Origin of the sequence: Paracerasibacillus soli, from assembly GCF_042432965.1 — a bacterium.
Taxonomy (GTDB): domain Bacteria; phylum Bacillota; class Bacilli; order Bacillales; family Amphibacillaceae; genus Paracerasibacillus; species Paracerasibacillus soli.
The window spans coordinates 102,755-126,547 of the sequence record NZ_JBHLWL010000002.1; the positions used below are offsets into that span (position 1 = coordinate 102,755).

25 protein-coding genes are annotated in these 23,793 nt (G+C 34.5%); 23 read left to right on the top strand and 2 right to left on the bottom strand.

What is annotated here, in order from left to right:
- Positions 1-52 precede the first annotated feature (52 nt).
- Both ACFFIS_RS00945 and ACFFIS_RS00950 read left to right on the top strand, forming a co-directional pair.
- Positions 53-769, top strand: coding sequence for a response regulator transcription factor (locus ACFFIS_RS00945; RefSeq protein ID WP_390185771.1), 717 nt, complete (start codon positions 53-55; stop codon positions 767-769).
- The gene (locus ACFFIS_RS00950; protein ID WP_390185773.1) at positions 769-2,544 is read left to right on the top strand and encodes an ATP-binding protein; all 1,776 of its coding nucleotides are present in this window, start codon (positions 769-771) and stop codon (positions 2,542-2,544) included. Before ACFFIS_RS00945 ends, ACFFIS_RS00950 begins: the two co-directional genes overlap by 1 nt.
- A 91-nt stretch (positions 2,545-2,635) precedes the next feature.
- Here ACFFIS_RS00950 and ACFFIS_RS00955 read toward each other — a convergent pair whose 3' ends face one another.
- Complete coding sequence (locus tag ACFFIS_RS00955) at positions 2,636-2,872, bottom strand: ferredoxin (RefSeq protein ID WP_390185775.1); 237 nt, start codon at positions 2,870-2,872, stop codon at positions 2,636-2,638.
- Positions 2,873-2,991: 119 nt separating this feature from the next.
- On the opposite strand from ACFFIS_RS00955, the gene ACFFIS_RS00960 reads away from it, so the two are divergent.
- From ACFFIS_RS00960 to ACFFIS_RS00990, 7 genes are all read left to right on the top strand, one after another.
- Positions 2,992-4,047: a YpbB family protein gene (locus tag ACFFIS_RS00960; protein WP_390185776.1), complete on the top strand. Its 1,056-nt coding sequence runs from the start codon at positions 2,992-2,994 to the stop codon at positions 4,045-4,047.
- Positions 4,048-5,580: a RecQ family ATP-dependent DNA helicase gene (locus ACFFIS_RS00965; protein WP_320379081.1), complete on the top strand. Its 1,533-nt coding sequence runs from the start codon at positions 4,048-4,050 to the stop codon at positions 5,578-5,580. It abuts the gene before it with no gap.
- Entirely contained in the window at positions 5,577-6,143 is a 567-nt protein-coding gene (locus tag ACFFIS_RS00970) for a CPBP family intramembrane glutamic endopeptidase (RefSeq protein ID WP_390185777.1), read from the top strand. Before ACFFIS_RS00965 ends, ACFFIS_RS00970 begins: the two co-directional genes overlap by 4 nt.
- Before the next feature lie 9 nt (positions 6,144-6,152).
- Positions 6,153-6,440 (top strand): hypothetical protein, encoded by a 288-nt coding sequence (locus ACFFIS_RS00975; RefSeq protein ID WP_320379078.1) that lies wholly within the window; start codon positions 6,153-6,155, stop codon positions 6,438-6,440.
- A gap of 190 nt (positions 6,441-6,630) precedes the next feature.
- Entirely contained in the window at positions 6,631-7,218 is a 588-nt protein-coding gene (locus ACFFIS_RS00980; RefSeq protein WP_320379077.1) for a genetic competence negative regulator, read from the top strand.
- Between the two features lie 186 nt (positions 7,219-7,404).
- Complete coding sequence (locus ACFFIS_RS00985; protein WP_390185778.1) at positions 7,405-8,685, top strand: Glu/Leu/Phe/Val family dehydrogenase; 1,281 nt, start codon at positions 7,405-7,407, stop codon at positions 8,683-8,685.
- Positions 8,686-8,798: 113 nt separating this feature from the next.
- Entirely contained in the window at positions 8,799-9,776 is a 978-nt protein-coding gene (locus ACFFIS_RS00990; protein WP_390185824.1) for a YpdA family putative bacillithiol disulfide reductase, read from the top strand.
- A gap of 14 nt (positions 9,777-9,790) precedes the next feature.
- Here ACFFIS_RS00990 and ACFFIS_RS00995 read toward each other — a convergent pair whose 3' ends face one another.
- Positions 9,791-10,759 carry an asparaginase gene (locus ACFFIS_RS00995; protein ID WP_320379076.1) on the bottom strand — a complete coding sequence of 323 codons (969 nt, stop codon included), beginning with the start codon at positions 10,757-10,759 and terminating at the stop codon, positions 9,791-9,793.
- 93 nt (positions 10,760-10,852) lie between these two features.
- Here ACFFIS_RS00995 and prsW point away from each other — a divergent pair, with 93 nt between their 5' ends.
- The 14 genes from prsW to spoIVA all read left to right on the top strand — a co-directional run bounded on the left by prsW (position 10,853) and on the right by spoIVA (position 23,606).
- The gene (prsW, locus tag ACFFIS_RS01000) at positions 10,853-11,494 is read left to right on the top strand and encodes a glutamic-type intramembrane protease PrsW (protein ID WP_390185780.1); all 642 of its coding nucleotides are present in this window, start codon (positions 10,853-10,855) and stop codon (positions 11,492-11,494) included.
- A 156-nt stretch (positions 11,495-11,650) separates the two neighbouring features.
- Entirely contained in the window at positions 11,651-12,499 is an 849-nt protein-coding gene (gene sleB, locus ACFFIS_RS01005) for a spore cortex-lytic enzyme (protein ID WP_390185782.1), read from the top strand.
- An 8-nt stretch (positions 12,500-12,507) separates the two neighbouring features.
- The gene (gene ypeB / locus ACFFIS_RS01010; protein ID WP_390185783.1) at positions 12,508-13,857 is read left to right on the top strand and encodes a germination protein YpeB; all 1,350 of its coding nucleotides are present in this window, start codon (positions 12,508-12,510) and stop codon (positions 13,855-13,857) included.
- Positions 13,858-13,965: 108 nt separating this feature from the next.
- Positions 13,966-14,622, top strand: coding sequence for a flagellar brake protein (locus ACFFIS_RS01015; RefSeq protein WP_320379073.1), 657 nt, complete (start codon positions 13,966-13,968; stop codon positions 14,620-14,622).
- Positions 14,623-14,655: 33 nt separating this feature from the next.
- Entirely contained in the window at positions 14,656-15,351 is a 696-nt protein-coding gene (gene cmk, locus ACFFIS_RS01020) for a (d)CMP kinase (protein WP_320379072.1), read from the top strand.
- Positions 15,348-15,920 carry a lysophospholipid acyltransferase family protein gene (locus ACFFIS_RS01025; RefSeq protein ID WP_390185784.1) on the top strand — a complete coding sequence of 191 codons (573 nt, stop codon included), beginning with the start codon at positions 15,348-15,350 and terminating at the stop codon, positions 15,918-15,920. Before cmk ends, ACFFIS_RS01025 begins: the two co-directional genes overlap by 4 nt.
- A 147-nt stretch (positions 15,921-16,067) precedes the next feature.
- On the top strand, positions 16,068-17,198 hold the full coding sequence (gene rpsA / locus ACFFIS_RS01030; RefSeq protein WP_390185785.1) for a 30S ribosomal protein S1: 1,131 nt from the start codon (positions 16,068-16,070) through the stop codon (positions 17,196-17,198).
- Between the two features lie 118 nt (positions 17,199-17,316).
- Entirely contained in the window at positions 17,317-17,904 is a 588-nt protein-coding gene (locus ACFFIS_RS01035; RefSeq protein WP_320379071.1) for a YphA family membrane protein, read from the top strand.
- A 126-nt stretch (positions 17,905-18,030) separates the two neighbouring features.
- The gene (gene der, locus ACFFIS_RS01040; protein ID WP_390185786.1) at positions 18,031-19,341 is read left to right on the top strand and encodes a ribosome biogenesis GTPase Der; all 1,311 of its coding nucleotides are present in this window, start codon (positions 18,031-18,033) and stop codon (positions 19,339-19,341) included.
- Positions 19,342-19,353: 12 nt separating this feature from the next.
- Complete coding sequence (locus tag ACFFIS_RS01045) at positions 19,354-20,394, top strand: NAD(P)H-dependent glycerol-3-phosphate dehydrogenase (protein WP_320379070.1); 1,041 nt, start codon at positions 19,354-19,356, stop codon at positions 20,392-20,394.
- A gap of 57 nt (positions 20,395-20,451) precedes the next feature.
- Positions 20,452-20,706 carry a stage VI sporulation protein F gene (locus ACFFIS_RS01050; RefSeq protein WP_320379069.1) on the top strand — a complete coding sequence of 85 codons (255 nt, stop codon included), beginning with the start codon at positions 20,452-20,454 and terminating at the stop codon, positions 20,704-20,706.
- 254 nt (positions 20,707-20,960) lie between these two features.
- Positions 20,961-21,158 carry a DUF2768 domain-containing protein gene (locus ACFFIS_RS01055; RefSeq protein WP_390185787.1) on the top strand — a complete coding sequence of 66 codons (198 nt, stop codon included), beginning with the start codon at positions 20,961-20,963 and terminating at the stop codon, positions 21,156-21,158.
- Positions 21,159-21,177: 19 nt separating this feature from the next.
- A complete protein-coding gene (locus ACFFIS_RS01060; RefSeq protein WP_320379067.1) occupies positions 21,178-21,900 on the top strand; it encodes a YphF family lipoprotein in 723 nt (240 codons plus the stop codon).
- A gap of 227 nt (positions 21,901-22,127) precedes the next feature.
- Entirely contained in the window at positions 22,128-23,606 is a 1,479-nt protein-coding gene (gene spoIVA, locus ACFFIS_RS01065) for a stage IV sporulation protein A (RefSeq protein WP_390185788.1), read from the top strand.
- The last annotated feature ends 187 nt before the right edge of the window (positions 23,607-23,793 follow it).

Here is a 23,793-nt window from a genome sequence, read left to right on the forward strand (position 1 = left end):
ATAGGTTCGTTTATAATTAATATAGAATGCCTAAAGGGGGATTATGATTTATATGGAACAAGATATAAAAATTTTAGTTGTAGATGATGAAGAACGAATACGCCGCCTCCTAAAAATGTATTTAGAACGTGAAGAATTTATAATTGAAGAAGCGGAAAATGGCAGAGATGCTTTAGAAATGGCACTTCAAAATGATTATGACTTAATTTTACTAGACCTCATGATGCCCGAAATGGATGGTGTTGAGGTATGTGAGGAATTAAGAAAGGAAAAAACGACTCCCGTTATTATGCTGACGGCTAAAGGGGAAGAAGCTAATCGTGTCCAAGGCTTCGAAGTTGGGACTGATGATTATATCGTAAAACCATTTAGTCCACGGGAAGTTGTATTGCGTGTAAAAGCATTGTTAAGGAGGGCCCAAACTTCAAGTTTTGATCACACAGATACGCAAGCAAAGAATATTTTGGTATTTCCTCATTTAACAATTGACCATGATGCCCATCGTGTCACTGCTGATGGACAAGAAGTTAATTTAACACCTAAGGAGTATGAACTATTGTGCTTTTTAGCTAAATCTCCAGATAAAGTATTTAATCGTGAGCAATTGCTAAAAGAAGTATGGCAGTATGAATTTTTCGGTGATTTACGTACAGTAGACACACATGTAAAACGTTTACGGGAAAAATTAAATAATGTATCAAAAGAGGCTTCGAAAATGATCGTAACGGTCTGGGGGGTCGGATACAAATTTGAGGTAGATGATTTGTAATGTTTTGGAGAAGTGTTGTTGGGAAACTAGCCATAACCATTTTATTGCTAGTTTCTTTTGTACTATTTGTACTTACCATTTTGTTACTAGAATTTTTTGAAGGGTTTCATATCGAAGAGGCTGAAAAAGATATGATGCAAACTGCAACAAAAGTTTCTGTGATGGTTGAACAATATGAAGATCCATCATTAATTGTTGATACGACAAAGCGGATTAAAGACCCTGCTAGTAAAGTTGTTATCTTTTTTTCAAATCGTGAAATATGGGTTTCCGGAAGCGATGATCAACATTTAACGAAAGTTCCAGATGCATGGTTTAAGCGAGAGTCTAATTTACAAGCGGTTTTAGGTGAAAATCATAGTGTAAAAAAACAGATAGGTTTACCAGATACGGAAATGGGTGCATTAGTTGTAGGAATTTCCACAAACAATAAAGATGCAGCTGTTTTTGTGTATCAGTCCCTGTCCGTTATTAATCAAACAAAAGCTGAAACAACTAAGATTATTTTACTTGCTGCAGGTATTGCGATTGTACTAACGGTTATTTTTGCATTCTTTTTATCGACAAGAATTACGTCCCCATTGATAAAGATGCGAGAAGCAGCCTTTGACTTAACAAGAGGTGAGTTTAATACAAAAGTACCAATTTTAACACATGATGAAATTGGTGAACTTGCCATGGCATTTAATCGAATGGGAAGACAGTTAAAGTTCCATATCAATGCGCTACGTCAAGAAAAGGAACAATTATCAAGTATATTAAGCTCAATGGCTGATGGGGTAATTACATTGAGTCGAAATGGTGAAATGATTGTTACAAATCCTCCAGCGGAACAATTTCTTGAGGATTGGTATTATGAACATAATATTAAGCGTGCTAATCAAGGTAATTTATTACCATTCGAACTAAGAGATATTCTTGAAGAAACTATCCAAGGGGAAAAAGAAGTATTAAAAGAGATTAGCTTGCAAGGAAGAAGTTGGGTCATGATCATGACTCCATTGTATGATCAAGCCTATGTAAGAGGAGCGGTAGCGGTTATACGTGATATGACGGAAGAACGTCGTCTCGATAAGTTGCGAAAAGATTTTATTGCCAATGTTTCCCATGAACTGCGAACTCCTATATCTATGTTGCAAGGATATAGTGAAGCAATTGTAGATGATATTGCCGAATCAAAAGAAGAAAAAAATGAACTGGCACAAATTATTTATGAGGAATCATTACGTTTAAATCGTTTAGTGAATGAATTATTGGATTTGGCACGTATGGAAGCTGGTCATATTCAACTTGATAAAGTTTCCGTAGAACTCAAGCCTTATATGGATCGGATAGTAAGGAAGTTTCGGGGAGTTGCCAATGACCATAAAATTGTGTTAAACGTAACATATGAAATAGAAAATGATTGGGCATTTTTTGATCCTGATCGTATCGAGCAAGTTCTCACCAATTTAATTGATAATGCAATTCGCCATACAGATAAAGGTGGCCTCGTTTCTATATCAGTATTATATAACGATAATATTTTGAAAATGATTGTCGTAGATAGTGGTCATGGTATACCTGAAGAAGATATTCCTTTTGTATTTGAAAGATTTTATAAAGCAGATAAATCAAGGACACGTAAAAACAAAAAAATCGGTACAGGTTTAGGCTTAGCAATAGCTAAAAATATTGTTGAAGCGCATCATGGCACGATATCTGTGAAAAGTAAGCTAGGGCAAGGTACGACATTTACATTTAAGATTATTTGCAAACATCAGGAAAATGAATGACATTAAATGTTGAAAATATAGCTCCTTCTTCAACAGGACGGAAGGGGCTATACCTTAATGAGAAGAAGGTACACAAGCGCAGTATGAACTCCTAATCGTGTTTAAGAGATATATTCGAAATTTTAATAGATTCACTAGGACATGCTTCGAACGCATCTATTACATCATCTATTAACTCCTCTGGTATTTCTTTTGTTCCTTTATTTTGGTCGATTGTGACATAAGCAAGACCCTCGTCATCATAATCAAAAATATCTGGCGCGCACAATCCACAGGAACCACAAGCAATGCATGTTTCTTTATCTACTTTTACATATTTAATGTTCATCTAACTCCTCCGTTGTAATAATCTATGAAATGTATGTACATTCTCCTAAAGTAGTTTATAATTATTGTAAAATGTCGTGAGTTGTTTTTCAATAAAAAAGTAAAGAGGGATAGATAGCTATGTACTTTGAACAAATACTTCTACATTGCCAAAGTAAAATTGGAAATGAACGTACTACTTCTGCTCTTTTTCATCTTTTAACAGGTAAAAAATCCATCCAGACGATTCACGATGCAAAATTATTCGGTTTAGAACAATATTTTGCTATATACAAGTCTTTACATCCTAACGTCTATCAAACATATGTAGATAAATTAATAAGTGACGGATACTTAGAAACAAACGATGTTCAAGTAACCTATACAACAATCACTAATCGTGGTCATGCATTTTTGCAACAACAACCTATTGAAATTTTTCGATATTTAAATGGAAAAAAGTACGAAAAAAAAGTGGAAGTCTTTTACAAAAGATTTTTGTTACTAATCCAAACCTTTACAAATACTAAAAAGGGAAACTTTAACTTTATATCGATTATTGATGATCAACAAACAATGTACTGGATAAAGGAATTTTATCATCAAAATAAAGGACAAGAAGAAAATGTACTCATGTCTATATATGAAGAGTTAGTAAGTCTACTAGCTCAGATAGAAAATGAAGCAGCGAGCATATTTGTTGATCAAATCACAAGCTATAAATCTTATGGTTTAAGTACGCACCAATTAAGCCAAAAGTATAAACGAAGTATAGAAGATATTTATTTGATTCATATAGGGGTTATTCACTATATTTTAGCACAAGTTGAAAATGGGAGTTATCCGGCTTTGACTAATATTGCCACAATACATGCACAAACGCCCTATAATCTTACTTTATCCGCTTCCAAAACTTTTGAATTAATGAAGCAAGGCTTTGAAGTAGCAGAAATAGCCCAAATTCGTAAGTTAAAATTAAATACAATTGAAGATCATATTGTTGAAATAGCATTATTAGATCAAAACTTTTCTATTACACCATTTGTTAATAGGAATCATCAAGAAGAAATTATGAATGCAATTAAGCAAAGTAACTCTCTTAGGTTAAAAAAAATTAAGAGTCTTGTCCATGAATCTATTCGCTATTTTGAGATTAGACTTGTTCTAACAAAAGTCAGTTCAAAAGGAGGGGAATAAATGGATAAGTTAGAGCAACAACTTGATCGTATCTTTCAATTTTCATCATTTCGAACAGGACAAAAGGAGATTATAGCAGATGTTTTAGAAGGTAAAGATGTGTTTGGTATATTACCAACAGGTTCTGGAAAATCAATCTGTTACCAATTACCAGCGGCACTATTACCCGGAACAACAATTGTGGTTTCTCCATTGATTGCGTTGATGCTAGATCAAGTAAAACAATTAAAAGCTAAAAAGTTTAAACGTGTTATTGCTTTAAATAGTTTTATGAATCCTGTGGAGCGTAATAGAGTTTATCATCAACTAGACCAATATAAATTAGTTTATGTGTCACCAGAGATTCTCCAACAAGCAGAGTTTTTATCTTGTTTGCAAAGAACACCTATTTCTTTATTTGTTATTGATGAGGCTCATTGCATTTCACAGTGGGGGCATGAATTTAGACCTGATTATATGAAGTTGCAAGAGGTAATCAACCTGCTAGGTCATCCACCAGTTTTAGCATTAAGTGCAACTGTGTCCCCGACTGTTAAACGGGATATTTATCAATCGTTAAATATACACATGATTGAACATATTTATCCAATTGATAGAGAAAATATTATTTTTCATTTTATGAAGGTTGATTCAGAACTGGAAAAACGACATCGTGTGAAAGAAATACTTTCCGATTATCGAGGGCCAACTTTGATTTATTTTTCAAGTCGCGTAACAGCAGAATTAATTTCGCAAACATTATCAGATGAATTACCACATTTAAGGATAGCTTTTTACCATGGTGGTATGGATCAGGTTGATCGTGTGACTATTCAGCAACAATTTATGAATGATCAACTAGATGTTATTTGTTGTACAAGCGCTTTTGGGATGGGAATTGATAAACGTAATATTCGACTTATTATTCATTATCATATTCCTGGACAACTAGAATCATTTATTCAAGAGGCCGGGAGAGCGGGGCGTGATGGATTAGAAAGCGTTAGTCTTGTATTATATATGGAAAATGATGAAGTATTACAAGCACATATGATTCAAAGTGAATTACCAACAGAAGAAATGATTAGAAGTTCATTCCAAAAGTTGTATGAGCTTGCACAAGCTAATGAAAGCATACCAACGGATGAACTTTTGATACAACAAATATTTCAGTTAAATGAAACGCAATGGAACTTTTTATACTTTCAACTAGAGAAACATCAAATTGTAAAAAATAAGCGGATTTATTTTGAAAGTGAAACTTGGCATGAGGTATTAGAAGCTACCATCCATATTCGTGAGAAGCGGTTTAAAATAAAAAGAAAGAAATTATTAGAAATGAAAACATGGATAACAGAAGAAGGTTGTCTCAGAGCCAATTTATATAAAGGTTTTCAAAAAGATTTTACAAAGCCTAAAAAATATTGTTGTAGTTATTGTGGTTTCGATTTAAAGCGGTGGAAACCTCCTATTAAACAGAAAAAAACTGAAGAAATATCTTCCTGGCAAACAAAGCTAGCTCAACTGCTCCTTGTTGAAGGAGGTTCAAAATGAGTCAATCAGATATAATCAAGAATCTTACCGATAGGGAAATTAAAAAGTCACTCATTCTTTCAAATGGCTTATTTTTATTCATAGCGCTAGGCGTAGGGCTGTTTTTATTTTCATCATGGCACCAATGGTTTGCATTATTTCATTGGGATTTAAAAGATATCGTGTATTATGGTGTATTGCCAGGAGTAATCATTGTATTGATTGATTTTGTCTTCATGTTCGTATTTGATAAAAGACATTATGATGATGGCGGAATAAATGAGCGGATATTTAAATCATGTCGTATCCCAGAAATTTTTCTGTTTACCCTTATGATTGCTTCCTGTGAAGAGGTTTTATTTCGAGGTGTCATACAATCATGGTTTGGTTTTATTCCAGCTAGTATTATATTTGCATTTGTTCACGTACGGTATTTGAAAAAACCATTATTAATTATTTCCATTTTCTTCGTTAGTTTTTATATAGGATATTTATTTGAGTTAACAGGTAATTTAATCTCGGTCATTACGGCACATTTTATCGTTGATTTTTTGTTGGGTTTGTTCATATATTTTAAAAAGTGAGGGATATCGATGATGGAAACAAAAGAAACAGTAGATCAGGCAGCACAATTAAGAAAACATATTAGTCATGAACAATCAACAGAGAGCCAACAAGAAAATAATGAATTACTAAAAATTGATATTTTAAAATTACCTCCAAGGAGTGAAGTACATAAAAATAATACACGGGGTATGAAGCTAAAATTTAGCAAACCATTGAAACGTTTATTTTTCACGTTCTTGTTATGTTTGATTTGTTTGTTTGGACTGTATTATATATGGGATAAAGGATATTTAAATGATTTGTTTATTCGCTAACTTGTAAGGCATTTTTGATGAACAAATTTTCATTTATGGTATGATTATTTTTATATGTGTTTCTTTTTAATACGATACTTAAAACAATTTAGGGCTTTTTAAGTTCAACAAATTGTGATGCAGCATATACTAAAAACAAACGATTTATTTTAAATAAAACGTAACAAATTGGTTAAAAGGAGGATGCTATGTGCGTATTGAAAGAGTGTCCGCAAATCAATTTACAATATTTCTGACATTTGATGATTTGATCGAACGAGGATTTACAAAAGATGATTTATGGTATGATGCGAAAGAAGTACGTAGCTTGTTTACAGATATGATGCATGAGGCAAGCTTTGAATTAGGTTTTGAATTAGAAGGTGAGTTAATCGTACAAGTCCACCTTATGCAAGCTCAAGGGATGCATGTAACCGTCACACAAAAGATAGAAGATGCAGATTGGGAAGAAGATTATATTGAAATGAAAGTAACGCTTGATGAAAGCGATGAATTTATATTCTCCTTTGCTGATTTTGAGGATATGATTAAAGTGACGGCTTATTTATCTTCTCTGTCTATTGAAGGTGGTACAGTGTATCATATGGATTCAAGATACTATATGTTATTTGAAGAGGAAGATTTAAAACAAAATAAAAAGGAAAATGTAATTGCAATCATGTCCGAGTTTTCCACACCAAGCATTGTTACTTCCTATCGTTTAAGTGAATACGGAAAAGTTATCTTCACTCATGATGCCGTGAAACAAATCAACACTTATTTTTTAAACAAAAATTAAAGTCGGATTCATTTTCGAATGAATCCGACTAAAAATGTAATGAAATAACTAGCTTGGTAAACGCTTACAAAAATGATGAAAGCTTTTAAAAAAATGTCACATATTATTGCAATATTATTATGAAAGTGTATACTAATGCTTGAGTATAGCATTAATATTATTTATGAATTTTTAGGAGGTTAATCCATGGTAGCCGATAAAGCAGCAGACTCTACTAAAGAGAAAAATACTGATACAGATTTGTTGATTTCAACTAGGACTGTCATAAAAACCGCATTAGAAAAGTTGGGTTACCCAGATGAGGTTTATCAATTGTTAAAAGAACCAATTCGCATGATGACAGTAAGAATTCCTGTACGCATGGATGATGGTTCCGTGAAGGTATTTACTGGATACCGTGCACAACATAATGATGCTGTTGGTCCAACAAAAGGTGGCGTAAGATTTCATCCGGATGTTACGGAAGATGAAGTGAAGGCGCTATCTATTTGGATGACATTAAAAGCAGGAATCGTTGATTTACCATATGGTGGTGGAAAAGGTGGTATTATATGTGATCCACGAGAGATGTCTTTTCGTGAGCTTGAAGGATTGAGCCGGGGATATGTTCGGGCGATCAGTCAAGTGGTGGGACCTACGAAAGATATTCCGGCACCTGATGTATTTACGAATTCACAAATTATGGCGTGGATGATGGATGAGTACAGTCGAATTGATGAATTTAATAGTCCTGGGTTTATTACGGGTAAACCAATTGTTCTAGGTGGCTCTCATGGTAGAGAATCTGCCACTGCAAAAGGCGTAACAATTGTAATTAATGAAGCTGCTAAGAAACGTGGATTAGATGTGAAGGGAGCACGAGTAGTTGTACAAGGCTTTGGTAATGCTGGTAGTTTCTTATCTAAGTTCTTGCATGACGCAGGTGCTAAAATAGTTGGGATATCTGATGCTTATGGTGCTCTGCATGATCCAGAAGGGTTAGATATAGATTATTTATTAGATCGACGTGATAGTTTTGGAACGGTAACAACCTTATTTGAAAATACTATTTCGAATAAAGAATTACTCGAGGTTGATTGTGATATTTTAGTGCCAGCTGCTGTCGAAAACCAAATTACCGAAAAAAATGCACATAACATCAAAGCAGATATTATTGTGGAAGCAGCAAATGGTCCAACCACTATGGCGGCGACGAAGATTCTTACAGAGAGAGGCAAATTACTTGTACCAGATGTATTAGCCTCAGCTGGTGGAGTTACAGTCTCTTATTTCGAATGGGTACAGAATAATCAAGGTTTCTATTGGACGGAAGAAGAAATTGATGAACGACTTCATACTACGATGATTAATGCTTTTGAAAATATTTATCATACTTCACAAACGAGAAAAGTGGATATGCGTTTAGCAGCTTACATGGTTGGTGTACGAAAAACCGCAGAGGCCTCGCGTTTTCGTGGTTGGGTTTAGTAGAATCGTTCTAACCATTTAAAAACTGGATAAATGACTAAAAAACTCTTATCATGTATATAGGATAGGAGTTTTTTATTATTAAAGTGGATATAAAGGAAGTGCAAATTATGTTGCAAAGGGAAGAAGTAATCATAATTGGAGGCGGACCTTGTGGGATGTCCTGTGCAATAGCATTACAAAAACAAGGGATTCGTCCGCTTATAATTGAAAAGGGGAATGTCGTTCAAACGATATACAAGTTTCCAACTCATCAAACTTTTTTTAGTTCGAGTGAAAAACTTGAAATTGGTGATTTTCCGTTTATTACAGAAAAACAAAAGCCAGTTAGAATTCAGGCTTTGGCGTATTATCGTGAAGTAGCCAAGCGATCAAACTTACGAATCAATACGTTTGAAAATGCATTAGAAATTGTGAAGCAAGACGATTATTTTATGATTAAAACCATAGATAATCAAGATAAGATAAAAGAGTATGCGGCAGAGCAAATCGTCGTCGCGACAGGGTATTATGATCAACCAAATTTCATGCATGTCCCCGGCGAAGATTTGGCGAAAGTATCGCATTATTTTAAAGAAGGGCACCCATACTATAATAAGGATGTTGTCATCATAGGTGGAAAGAATTCTGCGGTAGACGCAGCATTAGAACTACATCATGCAGGTGCAAATATAACCGTGTTATATCGTGGTGAAACGTACTCATCTAGTATAAAACCTTGGATTCTACCAGATTTCGAATCATTAGTGAATAAGGATATTATAAAGATGGTATTTCAGGCGCATATTGATAAAATTACGCATGAATATGTTTACTACCGAGTAAATGGTGAACAAAAAAAGGTGAAAAGTGACTTTGTATTTGCTATGACAGGCTATCGTCCGAATGTGGAATTGTTAAATCATGCCGGTGTCCATATCAACAAAGAAAATGGTAAACCACAATATAATGAGGAAACAATGGAATCGAACATAGATGGGCTTTATATAGCTGGAGTAGTTGCAGCTGGAAATAATAACAATGAAATTTTTATCGAAAACGGGCGATTTCACGGTCAATTAATTGCCCAAGCAATCAAAAATAAAAGATAGCAATATGCTATCTTTTATTTTTCTTCAAATTCTGAAACGATATGTTCGTATTCGGATTGTGACTCTAAGACTACCATCAGTTTTATCCGCGCTTTTTGGCCAGTTAAATCGCTTGCGAATATCATCCCCATTTCTTTTAGCTGTTTACCCCCACCTTCATATCCATATGTAGGCTGCACAATACCTTTATAACATCTAGATACTAGTACGATAGGGATATTCTTCGTTTGACAGCTCTGTAAAGCATGTACCATATCTTTCGGTAAATTACCTTGGCCAAGTGCCTCGATGACAATACCATCAGGATGACAGCTTAAAATTGCCTTAACTATTTCTCCATCCATTCCTGCATAAGCCTTTAGTAATAATACATTTTTGTTTATCGTCTTAATTGGATAAGTCGTTCGGTTTAAAATTGTATGGTGAAAAAGGACATGGTCTTTTGTAATAAGACCTATTGGACCGTACTGTGGACTTTGAAAAGTTGCTACATTACTTGTTGAAGTCTTCGTACAGTTTACAGCTGTATGTATTTCATCGTTCATTACAATTAAAACACCTTTTCCATTAGCATCCTCAGTTCCAGCAACTCGTATGGAACTTATTAAATTATATAAAGCATCCGATCCAACTTCATTACTTGATCTCATTGCACCGGTAATAACGATTGGTTTCGATGTCTCTATTACTAAATCTAAAAAATAGGCAGTTTCCTCTAACGTGTCTGTGCCGTGTGTGACGATGAATCCATCGAATTCTGTTAATCTATCCCTAATAAAGTTTGCAAGAGTCATCATATGCTGCATCGTGATTTGTGGAGATGGTAAAGAAAAAATTACTTTTTCACTAATATGTATTGATGGTTCAATTTTTAATGGAATCCCTAACAATGGATGTTGAGTCGTTTGTAATACTGCACCTGAATCTTTGTCTTCCAACATGGAAATTGTGCCACCTGTGTGAATAATTAATATCCTTTTCATTTACTTACACCTTCTATATAAATTTATGTATTCTAAAAAGCTGTGAAACATGGTAAGCTAAAATTAGTTTAAGTGAAAGAGGTTTCAAAAAATATGTTTGCACTATTATCTGCTGGATTAGCACCAACAGTTGCACTAATGTCATTTTTTTATTTCAAAGATCGCTATACTGAACCAATTGCACTAATTATTCGAACGTTTATTTTTGGTGCTTTATTAGTTTTTCCTATTATGTTTATTCAATATGCGTTTCAAACTGAAGGAATTACAAATGTGTTTGTTGAATCGTTTTTAATCATTGCATTATCGGAAGAATTCTTTAAATGGTTTATTTTTATATATGTTATATACCAACATACAGAATTTGATGCGCATTATGACGGTATCGTATACGCTGTCTCTATCAGTTTAGGCTTCGCGACAGTAGAAAATATTTTATATTTATTTGCCAATGGTATTGAATATGCATTCACGCGCGCTATTTTCCCAGTATCCTCCCACGCTTTGTTCGGTGTAATGATGGGTTATCACTTCGGAAAAGCAAAAATGCACCCAAAACATCAAAAAAGGAATATATTTTACGCACTCATCATTCCACTTTTGTTTCATGGTATCTATAATTTGATTTTAAAAACCATAATAAGTAAATGGCTTTTACTATTGATTCCATTTATGGTTATTTTATGGTTCATTAGTTTAAATCGCGTGCAAAGAGCAAATAGAGATGTATCGTAATCACTCCAATATAAGTTGCTACAATCCACAATCAAATGATATGTGGATTTTTTTGTAGATTATAAAATCATAAACTTTCTACCAAACGATGAATAAAATTAGTGATACTCCAAAAAATAGGTTTACAAAACAATAGGACTTTAGGAGGCAATCTAAATGGCAATAAAAAAACGTAGCTGCCTATTATTATGTATTATTATATGTTTTTTTTCAATTGGATTACAAGTACCTACACATAAGGCTCATGCATTTAGCTCTCAAATCATTCAAAGGGGAGCGGTTGGTGATGATGTCATAGAATTACAGGCAAGATTACAGTACATAGGCTTTTATCATGGAAAGATTGATGGTGTATTTGGTTGGAGTACGTATTGGGCTTTACGAAACTTTCAAGAAAAATATGGGATGGAAATTGACGGTCTAGCTGGTGCAAAAGCAAAACAAAAGTTAGTAAAAGCAAGTAAATATGACGAAAAGTATGTAAAGGACCAAATCAATAAAGGAAATACTTTTACTTATTATGGTGGTGTTGATTTAAAAAAACAAACGAAGCCAGCACAAAACAACCAAAATACAGCACCTAGTAAAAATACAAATACAGGAAATAATGCGAATACAACTACTACAGCAGTAAATGTTCCAAAAGGCTATTCACAAAATGATGTCAAGCTTTTGGCTAACGCAGTTCATGGAGAAGCAAGAGGTGAACCGTATGAGGGACAGGTTGCAGTTGCTGCTGTCATATTAAATCGCGTAAAAAGCGCAACATTTCCAAACACAGTAGCCGGCGTTATTTTTGAACCACGCGCATTTACGGCTGTATCGGATGGGCAAATTTGGTTAACACCGAATGAAACATCTAAAAAAGCAGTATTAGATGCGATAAATGGTTGGGATCCAACAGGAAATGCGCTATATTATTTTAATCCAGAAACCGCAACTTCAAGTTGGATCTGGAGCCGTCCACAAATTAAACAGATTGGCAAACATATTTTTTGTAAATAGAAAGGTTGGTGTCTCACTTGATTCGAAATATACTAATTGCCATATTAGCTGTTGGAATAGTAGGGATGGGCGTATGGGGTTATAAGGAACATAATGAAAAGAATGCTATTTTAATACAAGCAGAAAATACGTATCAACGTTCGTTCCATGAACTTTCCTATCATATGGATTTGTTACATGATAAGATAGGAACCGCTCTAGCAATGAATTCCCCAACAAGTCTATCGCCACAACTAATTGAAATTTGGCGTATAACATCGGAGGCGTTGTCAAACGTTGGACAATTACCTTTAACTTTATTACCGTTTAATAAAACGGAAGGATTTCTTTCAAACATCGGAGATTTTACGTATCGTACAGCGGTTAGAGATTTAGATACGGAACCTTTGTCAAAGAAGGAAATGCGAACACTTCGAGATCTTTACGGTCAAGCACATGATATTAAAAATGAGTTAAGACAAGTACAGCACCTTGTTTTAGATAATAATTTAAGATGGATGGATGTACAACTAGCTTTGGCAACACAAGATGAACAAGCTGATAATACGATTATTGATGGGCTAAAAACTGTTGAAAAGAAAGTAGAAGGCTATGCAGAAGGAAACGATGATTCTCCACTAATCGGACCAAATACGGAAGATCATACGTTTGAAAATGTGAAAGGAAAGAAAATTTCTGAACAGGAAGCTTTGGAACAGGGGCAAAGAATTTTTCATATAAAAGATACTAGCAAAGTAAAAGTTACTAAAACAGGAGATGGGGCAACAAATCCGTTATATAGCCTTTCGTACGAAGAAAATGATAAGCGGGCTTATATGGATATTTCCGAAAAAGGCGGGCATCCAATCACATTACTCGTAAATAGGACAATGGATGAGAAAAAATTAAGTTTGAATGATGGTTATGAAGCTGCAAGAAAGTATATAAAAAAATTAGGCTTAGATCAGATGGTTTTGTTACAGAGTGCGGAATATGATGATACTGGTGTATATTCTTTCATTTATGAGGATAATGGCGTACGGGTATACCCTGATTCAGTAGATGTGAAAGTAGCTTTGGATAATGGAGATATTATCGGTTTAACAACTCGAAACTTTTATATGAATCATAAGAAAAGAGATATACCACAACCAGAAATTTCGAAAGAGGAAGCAGAGCGTTCATTAAATCCAAATTTGAAAATACATGAAGACTTTGTTGCAATTGTAGAAAATGATTTAGGAAAAGAAGTATTAGTATATGAATTTCTAGGCACGCTAGATGATGATACGTATCGTATTTTTATTAATGCGAACGATGGAAAGGAAGAAATCGTAGAAAAACTAGGTCATGCAGAAATGAATTTTTCTGGCATATAAAAGTGTTAAAAGGAAAGGTAAATGACCTTTCCTTTTTTACTGTTTTCTGTAATAATTAGTGTATAGTCATTGTACAAGTGAATACTAATGATAAAAGCTGGTGAATTTATGAAGATTGGGCAACTATTAACGATTAAAGAAGTGGGGAAAGAAAGTGAAACAACGTACCATAGTAAGTTGATTGATGTAGATGAACAGTTTGTATTTATTTCACATCCTATTAATATCAAAACAAAAAAGTCTACATTCTTCCCACGTGAAACGGAGATTATAGCCTCTTTTGTTGATGAACAAGATGTTGTTTTTCAATTTGCAAGTAAAGTAATAAAACCTGTCAAAATACCAATACCGGTGATAGCCATTAAAAAGCCTACAAATGAAGATATTCACCGTATTCAACGTAGAAATTTTATGAGAATCGAAACAGCAGTAGACGTGGCAATACATAGTAAAAATAAGCAATTTTCACCTTTTACTACGATTACTCGAGATATTAGTGGGGGAGGACTCTCCGTTATCGTTCCACAAGGTGTTGATTTAAAAGAAGATGAACTTTTAGATTTATGGCTTGTGTTAGAATCAGATCAAGGTGAGCATCAGTATTTGAATTTATTAGGGCATGTTGTACGCATTCATTATGAACAAAAAGCGCGTATGGTTGCTTCGATAAAATTTGAAAATATATCAAAACTAAACCAAGAATTATTAATAAAGTTTTGCTTTCAAAAAGAGAGAGAAGCACGAAGAAAAGGTTTATATTCATAATGTATTTGATAAGTAAAATAAGAGGTGTTTTAATTGGAAAATTCAACATATATAAAAATTGCAATAGATGGACCAGCTGCAGCCGGTAAAAGTACGGTTGCAAAAAAGGTAGCGAAAAAGTTGTCTTACATTTATGTAGACACAGGAGCCATGTATCGGACCATTACATTAAAAGCGTTAAATGAAAATATATCTTTAGAACAAGAGGAACAGTTGGCTGCCTTACTAGCGCAAACTAACATAGAGCTTGTTTACAAACCAGATGGTCAACACGTCCTATTAGATGGAAAAGATGTGACAGAAGATATTCGCTCACAACAAGTAACCAATCATGTATCTATTGTAGCGAAACATCCATCAATTCGAAAACAAATGTTAAAACAGCAACAAGAACTTGCTGCAAAACGAGGGATTGTCATGGATGGCCGTGATATTGGTACACATGTTTTACCACATGCTGAATTGAAAATATTTTTAATTGCTTCAGCGGATGAAAGAGCAAGAAGAAGACATGAAGAAAATCTTCAAAAAGGATTTAAGTCTGATTTTGAACAATTAAAGCAAGAAATAATTGAAAGGGACCAACTAGACTCTGAGAGAGAGACTGCGCCACTTGTAAAAGCTCCAGACGCCATTGAAATAGATACTACTTCAATGTCGATAGATGATGTTACGACACGGATTTTGGATGAGGCAATACGGATTTTGGAAAGTAATGCTAGCGAATGACATTATATAGATTTGCTAAAAGGATTGTTGCCATCATCTTTTTTCCGCTTTATCGTATTAAAGTAGTTGGCCGTGAAAATATTCCTAAAAATGGCGCTGTGATTATATGTTCTAACCATATTTCTAACTTAGATCCACCTGTAGTTGGGATAACTTCATCTCGAGATATTTATTTCATGGCAAAGGAAGAACTATTTGATAATAGGTTTTTAAATAAATTATTAACAGGTATCAATGCTTTTCCAATAAAACGCGGGGCAAGTGACCGACAAGCATTGCGAAAAGGGATGAATATATTAGCAGAAGGGAAGACGCTTGGACTCTTTCCAGAAGGGACAAGAAGTAAAACCGGGAAGTTGGGAAAACCACTACCAGGGGTCGGTTTTTTTGCGCTAAAATCAAAAGCAGTCGTTATTCCATGTGCGATTAAAGGTACTTATAAACCCTTTCATAAAACCGTTGTAACATATGGAAAACCAATGGATATGGAAGCTTTACGTGCCCAAAAAGTAAATGCAAAACAAGCAGCAGATGCAATTATGGATGAGATTCAGATTTTATTACAATAGGAATAGAAGTAAATATTGCTTGACAAACAAAACGGATTATTGGAACTTATAATTAAGGGATAAGATAACATAAAAACAGAAGATCGAAACGGACTCATTTTATTTAAATAATGAAAGACGTTTTTGGTTTCTAAGGAGGACATAATCATGAGTGAAAATGCGAATGACTTTCCAAATTTACAAGTAGGCGAAACAGTTAAAGGACAGGTTGTTAAAATTGAAGACAGCCAAGTATTAGTAGACATCGGTTACAAAACTGAAGGAGTAATACCTTTACAAGAACTATCCAATTTATTTGTGAAAGATATGAATGAAGTTGTGAAATTAGGTGATGAACTCACATTAATTATTAAAAAAGTGTCAGATGATGAAGTAATCCTATCGAAAAAGGCAGTAGATGCAGATAATGCTTGGAAAGATTTAGAAGAAAAGTTAGCAAATGATGCAACATTTGATGTTACAATAAAGGAAGTTGTCAAAGGCGGATTAGTAACTGATGTAGGCGTACGAGGATTTATTCCTGCATCTATGGTAGAAACCCATTATGTGGAGGATTTTTCCGGTTATGTAAATCAATCATTATCAGTAAAGATTGTCGATCTAGACCGTGAAAAGAACCGAATTATCCTGTCACATCGTGCAGTTATTGAACAAGATGCCTCCCAGAAGAAAGCAGAACTATTGGATTCCTTAGCACAAGGCCAAGTATTGGAAGGTACAGTTAGTCGTATTACAGACTTTGGTGTTTTTGTTGATTTAGGTGGAATCGATGGTCTTGTACATATTTCTCAATTGGCACATGAACATGTTGATTCAGCTACAAACATTGTAACAGAAGGTGAAAAGGTGAAGGTTGAGGTACTTTCCGTTGATCGTGAGAACGAGCGTATTTCACTTTCAAGAAAAAATACGCTACCTGGACCTTGGGATCGCTTAGAGGAGGATATTCATGCAGGTCAAGTGTTAGAAGGTATAGTGAAAAGGCTTGTAAATTTCGGGGCTTTTGTTGAAGTAAAACCTGGTGTTGAAGGTCTTGTACATATTTCGCAAATTGCCAATCGCCACATCGGGACACCTCAAGAAGTATTAAAGGTTGGTCAAAAGGTCAATGTAAAAGTGCTCGACATAAATGTACAAGATGAACGCCTATCATTAAGTATTCGTGAAATTGAAGAGGAACAAGAAGCAAAGGAATTTAAACAATACGAAAAAGAGGATGACCATACGAGCTTCCAGCTTGGCGATCTGATAGGAAATAAATTAGATAAATATAAATAATTAAAATGAGTGAGTCTAACGGTATAATAGACTCACTTTTTTAAACAGCTGTTTAAAACCACGCTTCATCCGTCATACTATACATAGTAAACGAAATGTAAAATTCGGAGATGGGACTATGAATAGTGGATTGTTATTTTTATGGATTGCTTGGATTTTATTTATTATTGTATACTTTTTTATGGATAAAGCTAAAAAAAGAACTTTTTTAATTACATGGATTTTATTAATTATTTGCTCATCAAAAATATACGTTACTGTTTCAAATATTAATTTTTCATTCGCCTTTTTCATCCTATTTTTCGGTTGTTTCCTTATTTATTTCGACGTTGTTAAACAGGTTTTTCATTTGGCAATTGGCTTAACAGTCATGGTGGCTTATGCAAGTATTTTAATTTGGGAACAAGAAGCGCCAATTTGGTTATTGTTCCCCCGAATGATATTCATTCCATGTATAATCGTTGGTATTACCTATTTTCTATGTACAGAACATACTAACAGGTTGGCTGTTGTAGTAATTGGATTATGTGGTGGGGAGTTATTATATGCTCTTATCCTATACAGTTATAATTTGCCGTATATTATTGGAGCAATGTATTTCTTTGATACATTATGTGTAACAGTTTTATTCACGACTTTCCTGAATTTTTGGATGCAAATGAAACGATATTTACTTGCAAAATTAAGAGGTCATTATCCTTTTTAAAAAGTACAGAATGTCTATAAATTGTAAAATGTTGCGTTGTTAAACATGAATAAAAATTGTTAATCACAGTAACTTTTGCTAAAATGAATAAAGTTAAAATGTAAATAGAGAAAGGATGTTCCTTTCATGAGGAAACCTGTTGTCGCAATAGTTGGTAGACCGAATGTTGGAAAGTCAACTATTTTTAATCGCCTTGTAGGCGAAAGAATTTCAATTGTAGAAGATAAGCCGGGAGTAACAAGAGACCGGGTATACGCACAAGCAGAATGGTTAACTGTTTTATTTGACCTCATTGATACAGGTGGTATTTCAATGGGGGATGAGCCACTATTAGATTTAGTTCGTCAGCAAGCAGAAATTGCAATTGATGAAGCGGATGTTATCATCTTTTTATTGAATGGAAGGGAAGGTATTACATCAGCAGATGAGGCTGTTGCAAAGATCTTATTCAAATCAAAAAAACCAGTTGTTTTAGGAGTAAATAAAATAGATAATCCTGAGATGCGAAATGAAATTTATGAATATTATGCGTTAGGTTTTGGAGAGCCATATCCGATTTCTGGTGCCCATGGGCTTGGATTAGGTGATTTACTAGATGATGTTGTTAAACATTTTCCTTCTTTCGATGAAACAGATGAAGATGACGAAACGATACATTTCAGCTTAATAGGCCGACCGAATGTGGGTAAGTCTTCATTAGTGAATGCGTTATTAAATGAGGAACGTGTAATTGTTAGTGATATAGAGGGAACAACACGTGACGCTGTAGACACACGATTAGATCGCGATGGACAAAGTTATGTTATTATTGATACAGCAGGTATGCGTAAAAAAGGTAAGGTGTATGAAGCTACGGAAAAATATAGTGTACTTCGGGCACTAAAAGCAATTGAACGTTCGGATGTTGTGCTAGTTTTAATTGATGCAGAAACTGGTATCCGTGAACAAGATAAACGCATTGCTGGATATGCACATGATGCAGGACGTGCGGTCATTATTGTTGTGAATAAATGGGATACTGTAGATAGTAATGAAAAAGCAATGAAATCGTTTGAAGAAAACATACGTACTCACTTTCAATTTTTGGATTATGCACCTATTGTGTTTTTATCTGCAAAAACAAAAAAACGTATTCATACATTATTACCAGAAATTCGAATGGCAAGTGATAACCATGCTAAGCGAGTACCGACAAACGTGTTAAATGACGTCATTATGGATGCTATAGCTTTAAATCCAACTACAACATTTAAAGGAAAACGATTAAAAATATTATATGCTACACAAGTAGCGGTGAAGCCACCTTCATTTGTTATTTTTGTTAATGATCCTGAGTTATTACATTTTTCATATAAACGATTTTTAGAGAATAAAATTAGGGAAGCTTTCGGATTTGTTGGTACACCAATTAATCTTTTTGCTAGAAAGCGTCAATAAGGAGGAATGAAATTGACTACTAAAGTTGCTGTGTTAGGTGCAGGCAGTTGGGGAACAGCTTTAAGTATTGTATTAGCTGATAATGGTCACGACGTAAGACTTTGGACATTTCGGGAAGAGCAAGCAAATAAAATTAATGAAACACATAAAAATGAGCAGTATTTGGAAATTATGATTCCAGAACAGATTAAAGCTTATTACGACTTATATGAAGCGATAAAAGATGTAGAAGCAATCGTACTTGTTGTTCCTACGAAAGCTATTCGTGAGGTTTGTCAAAACTTAAGTGAACAATTAGAGCATAAACCAGTTTTAATACATGCCTCCAAAGGTATTGAGCCCGGTACTTTAAAAAGAGTCTCCCAAATGATAAGTGAAGAAATGGAACAATATAGCTATGATGATATTGTCGTATTATCTGGTCCTAGTCATGCAGAAGAAGTAGCTATGCGGCAACCAACAACGGTTACAGTTGCATCTCTCTCTGAGGAAAATGCTAAACAGGCACAACATCTGTTTTTTAATGATGCATTTCGTGTTTATACAAGTAATGACATGATTGGGATTGAACTTGGTGGAGCATTAAAAAATATTATCGCACTAGGAGCCGGTATTTCCGATGGATTAGGCTATGGAGATAATGCAAAAGCTGCATTAATAACGAGGGGACTTGCAGAAATTACGCGACTAGGTACTTCACTGGGAGCAAATCCATTATCTTTTTTGGGGCTTTCAGGTGTCGGTGATCTCATTGTTACGTGCACAAGTGTACATAGTCGAAACTGGCGTGCAGGAAACTTGCTAGGAAAAGGTAAAAAATTGGACGACATCTTAGACCAAATGGGAATGGTTGTAGAAGGTGTTCGAACTGCAGAAGCAGCCTATAAATTTGCTGAAGCTGAAGGTGTAGAAATGCCAATTACATATGGAATCTATCAAATCTTATTTGAGGATAAGAAGCCAAAAGATATAGTAGAGCAGTTAATGAATCGCGATAAGAGGGAAGAAATGGATGCATTAGCCTCTTTAATTAGGAATAGAAATACACGATAACAACTTACGTTCACCTTGCATATAATATTTCGAATGACGATGCAAGGAGGCGAGTATGTGAGTAACCAAAATCCATTTGAGAAAATTAAGAAACAAGCGAATTTAAGTCCCAATGAAATATATAAGGTGGCTGATTCTGTAAAACATGCTGATTTTTCAGATGAACGAACTGTAAGACAGTTAATCCGTCAATTAGCTCAAATGGCAAATAAGCCAATATCAAAAGATAAAGAAGACCAGATAGTTAGTATGATCACATCAAACAACATGCCGATGGATATGCAGTCTTTAAATAAACTATTTAAAAAATAGTCATATCTGGGCAAGTGAGGATACAAAATAGAACTTCCTCGCATAAAATACAACGCACAAGCATTCATGGATAGAGTTGCATAGGGATTATTTAGTCAAACCGAGATAAAGATAGCCCCACTTTATTTCGGTTTTTTATTGTGTTAGACAAGCTTATACAACTTTCAGCACAAACACATATTATTCATCGTTGTTGTTTTGATTATGTTATAATAGGCGGTGCAACATTATGTAATAAACTAGGAGTGAAGTACATGTCTACAGCAGGACTAAAAGAGATCATTTCTTTTGGTGGAATCGCTCTCTTAATTTTGGCTATAGTATTTATTGAATTAAGCAGGAAAAAATTAAAAGGATTTATTGCTTCTGTCGTATCTTTACTCGCATACGTATGCCTCGTTATCGGTGCACTTATTGTATTTTATATCGTATTTAGTGGTCCGACACAGTAGTGTATGAAAGGGGTTTATAATGAAACGTACATATTTTAAAACTGCATTTTCTATACTTTTCGTTATTTTGTTGAGTGGCTGTTTATATCCTAATAGTGAATTAGAAAAAAATCAGGTTCCCAATGAAGTGCAGTTGGATTCAGTCCAAAAAGCTATTGAAACATATAAACAGCAGAATAATGGGCTTGTACCTATTAAGACTAAACCAATGGAAACACCTATTTACGAAAAATATTTGGTTGATTTTACAACTTTAAAGGAAAGTCATTTAATCAATGAAATACCGGGGAATGCTTTTGAAAATGGCGGGATTTATCAATACACAATTATCGATCCTGAAAATAAGCCAACTGTTAAGTTAATTGATTTACGTTTAGCTGAAGGTATCCGAAATATTAATGTAAAGTTAGAAATATATCGCGACCAACATTTATATCCACCTTTTGCTGAAGAAGTAGCACCAGGGTTATATACGATTGATTATAAAAAAATGGGTTTAGACCATGCACCTTACGTCAGAAGTCCATTTACACAAGAAAATTTACCAATTATTATGGACAAAGATGGAAATCTTTTTATTGATTACCGGATCGACTTATTTGATGCACTCCAAAAGTATGAACATACTTTTAAAGAAGGTGACGATATCCGAGAGATTTTAGTTCACCACTCACCATTTGTTCCTGTTTATTCTCTTCCGTACACAATAGATAAAAGCGGAGAACCAATTTTTTTAAATTAATTTATTTAGCATAATTAAACCCTTGTAACAATATATTGTTGCAAGGGTTTCTTTCATGCCTTTAGCTTTTCAACATGACCGTAACTATAAAAGGATAAAAAGACAATTAATTTTATTCTTTTAGCATATCAAGTCATATTTGGGTAGGACAACATCATAGACTTGTAATGTCAATTACTCGTAGCTTGTTCATGAAGAAATTGTAAGTGAGATCGGGAGGGGATTATTTGGAAAAGGTCGATATTTTTAAAGATATTTCAAAACGGACGAATGGCGATATTTATCTAGGTATTGTTGGAGCGGTACGCACGGGAAAGTCAACGTTCATTAAAAAGTTTATGGAACTTGTTGTCTTACCAAATATTGCTGACGAAAATGATCGCGTACGTGCCCATGACGAATTACCTCAAAGTGCTGCAGGAAAGACAATTATGACTACCGAGCCAAAGTTTATACCTAATCAAGCTGTAACGGTTAATGTAGAAGACGGATTAGATGTCAATGTTAGATTAGTAGACTGTGTAGGTTATGCAGTTGAAGGTGCTAAAGGATTTGAAGATGAAGATGGCCCAAGAATGATTCACACGCCATGGTATGAAGATCCAATACCTTTTCACGATGCAGCAGAGATAGGCACAAGAAAAGTTATCCAGGAGCATTCTACTATAGGGGTAGTTGTAACCACGGATGGATCGATAGGAGAATTTTCTAGAAGTAGTTACGAAGAAGCAGAAGCTAAAGTGGTAGAAGAGTTAAAGGAAGTAGGAAAACCATTTATCATGGTTATTAATTCAACGAGACCAACAAGTCAAGAAACGGAAATGCTTAGACAAGAGTTAACCGAGTTTTACGATATTCCTGTATTATCCATGAGTATCGAAAGTATGACAGAACATGATGTTTATAACGTACTAAGGGAAGCATTGTACGAATTCCCTGTATTAGAGGTTAATGTAAATTTGCCTAGTTGGGTAATGGTGTTACGTGAAACGCATTGGTTAAGAGAAAGTTACCAAGAGGCAATCCAAACGACGGTAAAAAATATAAAACGATTACGGGATGTAGATCAAATCGTACAAAACTTCTCTGAATTTGATTATATAGATAAAGCAAACATTGCGGGAATGGAAATGGGAGAAGGTGTTGCAGAAATTGATTTGCACGCACCAGATCATTTATACGATGAAGTATTAAAAGAGATTGTAGGAGAAGAGATTCGTGGAAAGGATCATCTGTTAGAGTTAATGCAGGACTTTGCTTTTGCAAAACGGGAATATGACCAAGTTGCAGGTGCCTTACAAATGGTAAAGCAAACTGGATATGGAATTGCTGCACCTCGTTTAGAAGACATGGAACTGGAAGAACCAGAAATTATTAGACAAGGTTCAAGGTATGGCGTACGGTTAAAAGCCGTTGCTCCTTCCATTCATATGATCAAAGTCGAGGTAGAATCAGAGTTTGCTCCAATTATCGGGACGGAAAAACAGAGCGAAGAACTTGTACGTTATTTAATGCAAGACTTTGAGGAAGATCCACTATCTATTTGGGAATCCGATATATTTGGAAGATCATTAAGCTCTATCGTTCGCGAAGGAATTCAGGCCAAGATTGCCCTTATGCCAGAAAATGCGCGTTATAAACTGAAAGATACGTTAGAGCGTATTATTAACGAAGGTTCTGGTGGCTTAATTGCCATTATCCTGTAAATTTTATTTAAAAATACTTTTTATAAGGCCTTATTTATAATAAAACAGCAACTACTCATATAGTTGCTGTTTTATTTTAGTTTGTTCTTAAAAATTCCCTTTTGGTGATTAAATCAGGCTTACAATTGCTATGATGAGTTTTTTTCATACACCAACTTAGTTTGCCGCTGATACACATTCGGCAAAA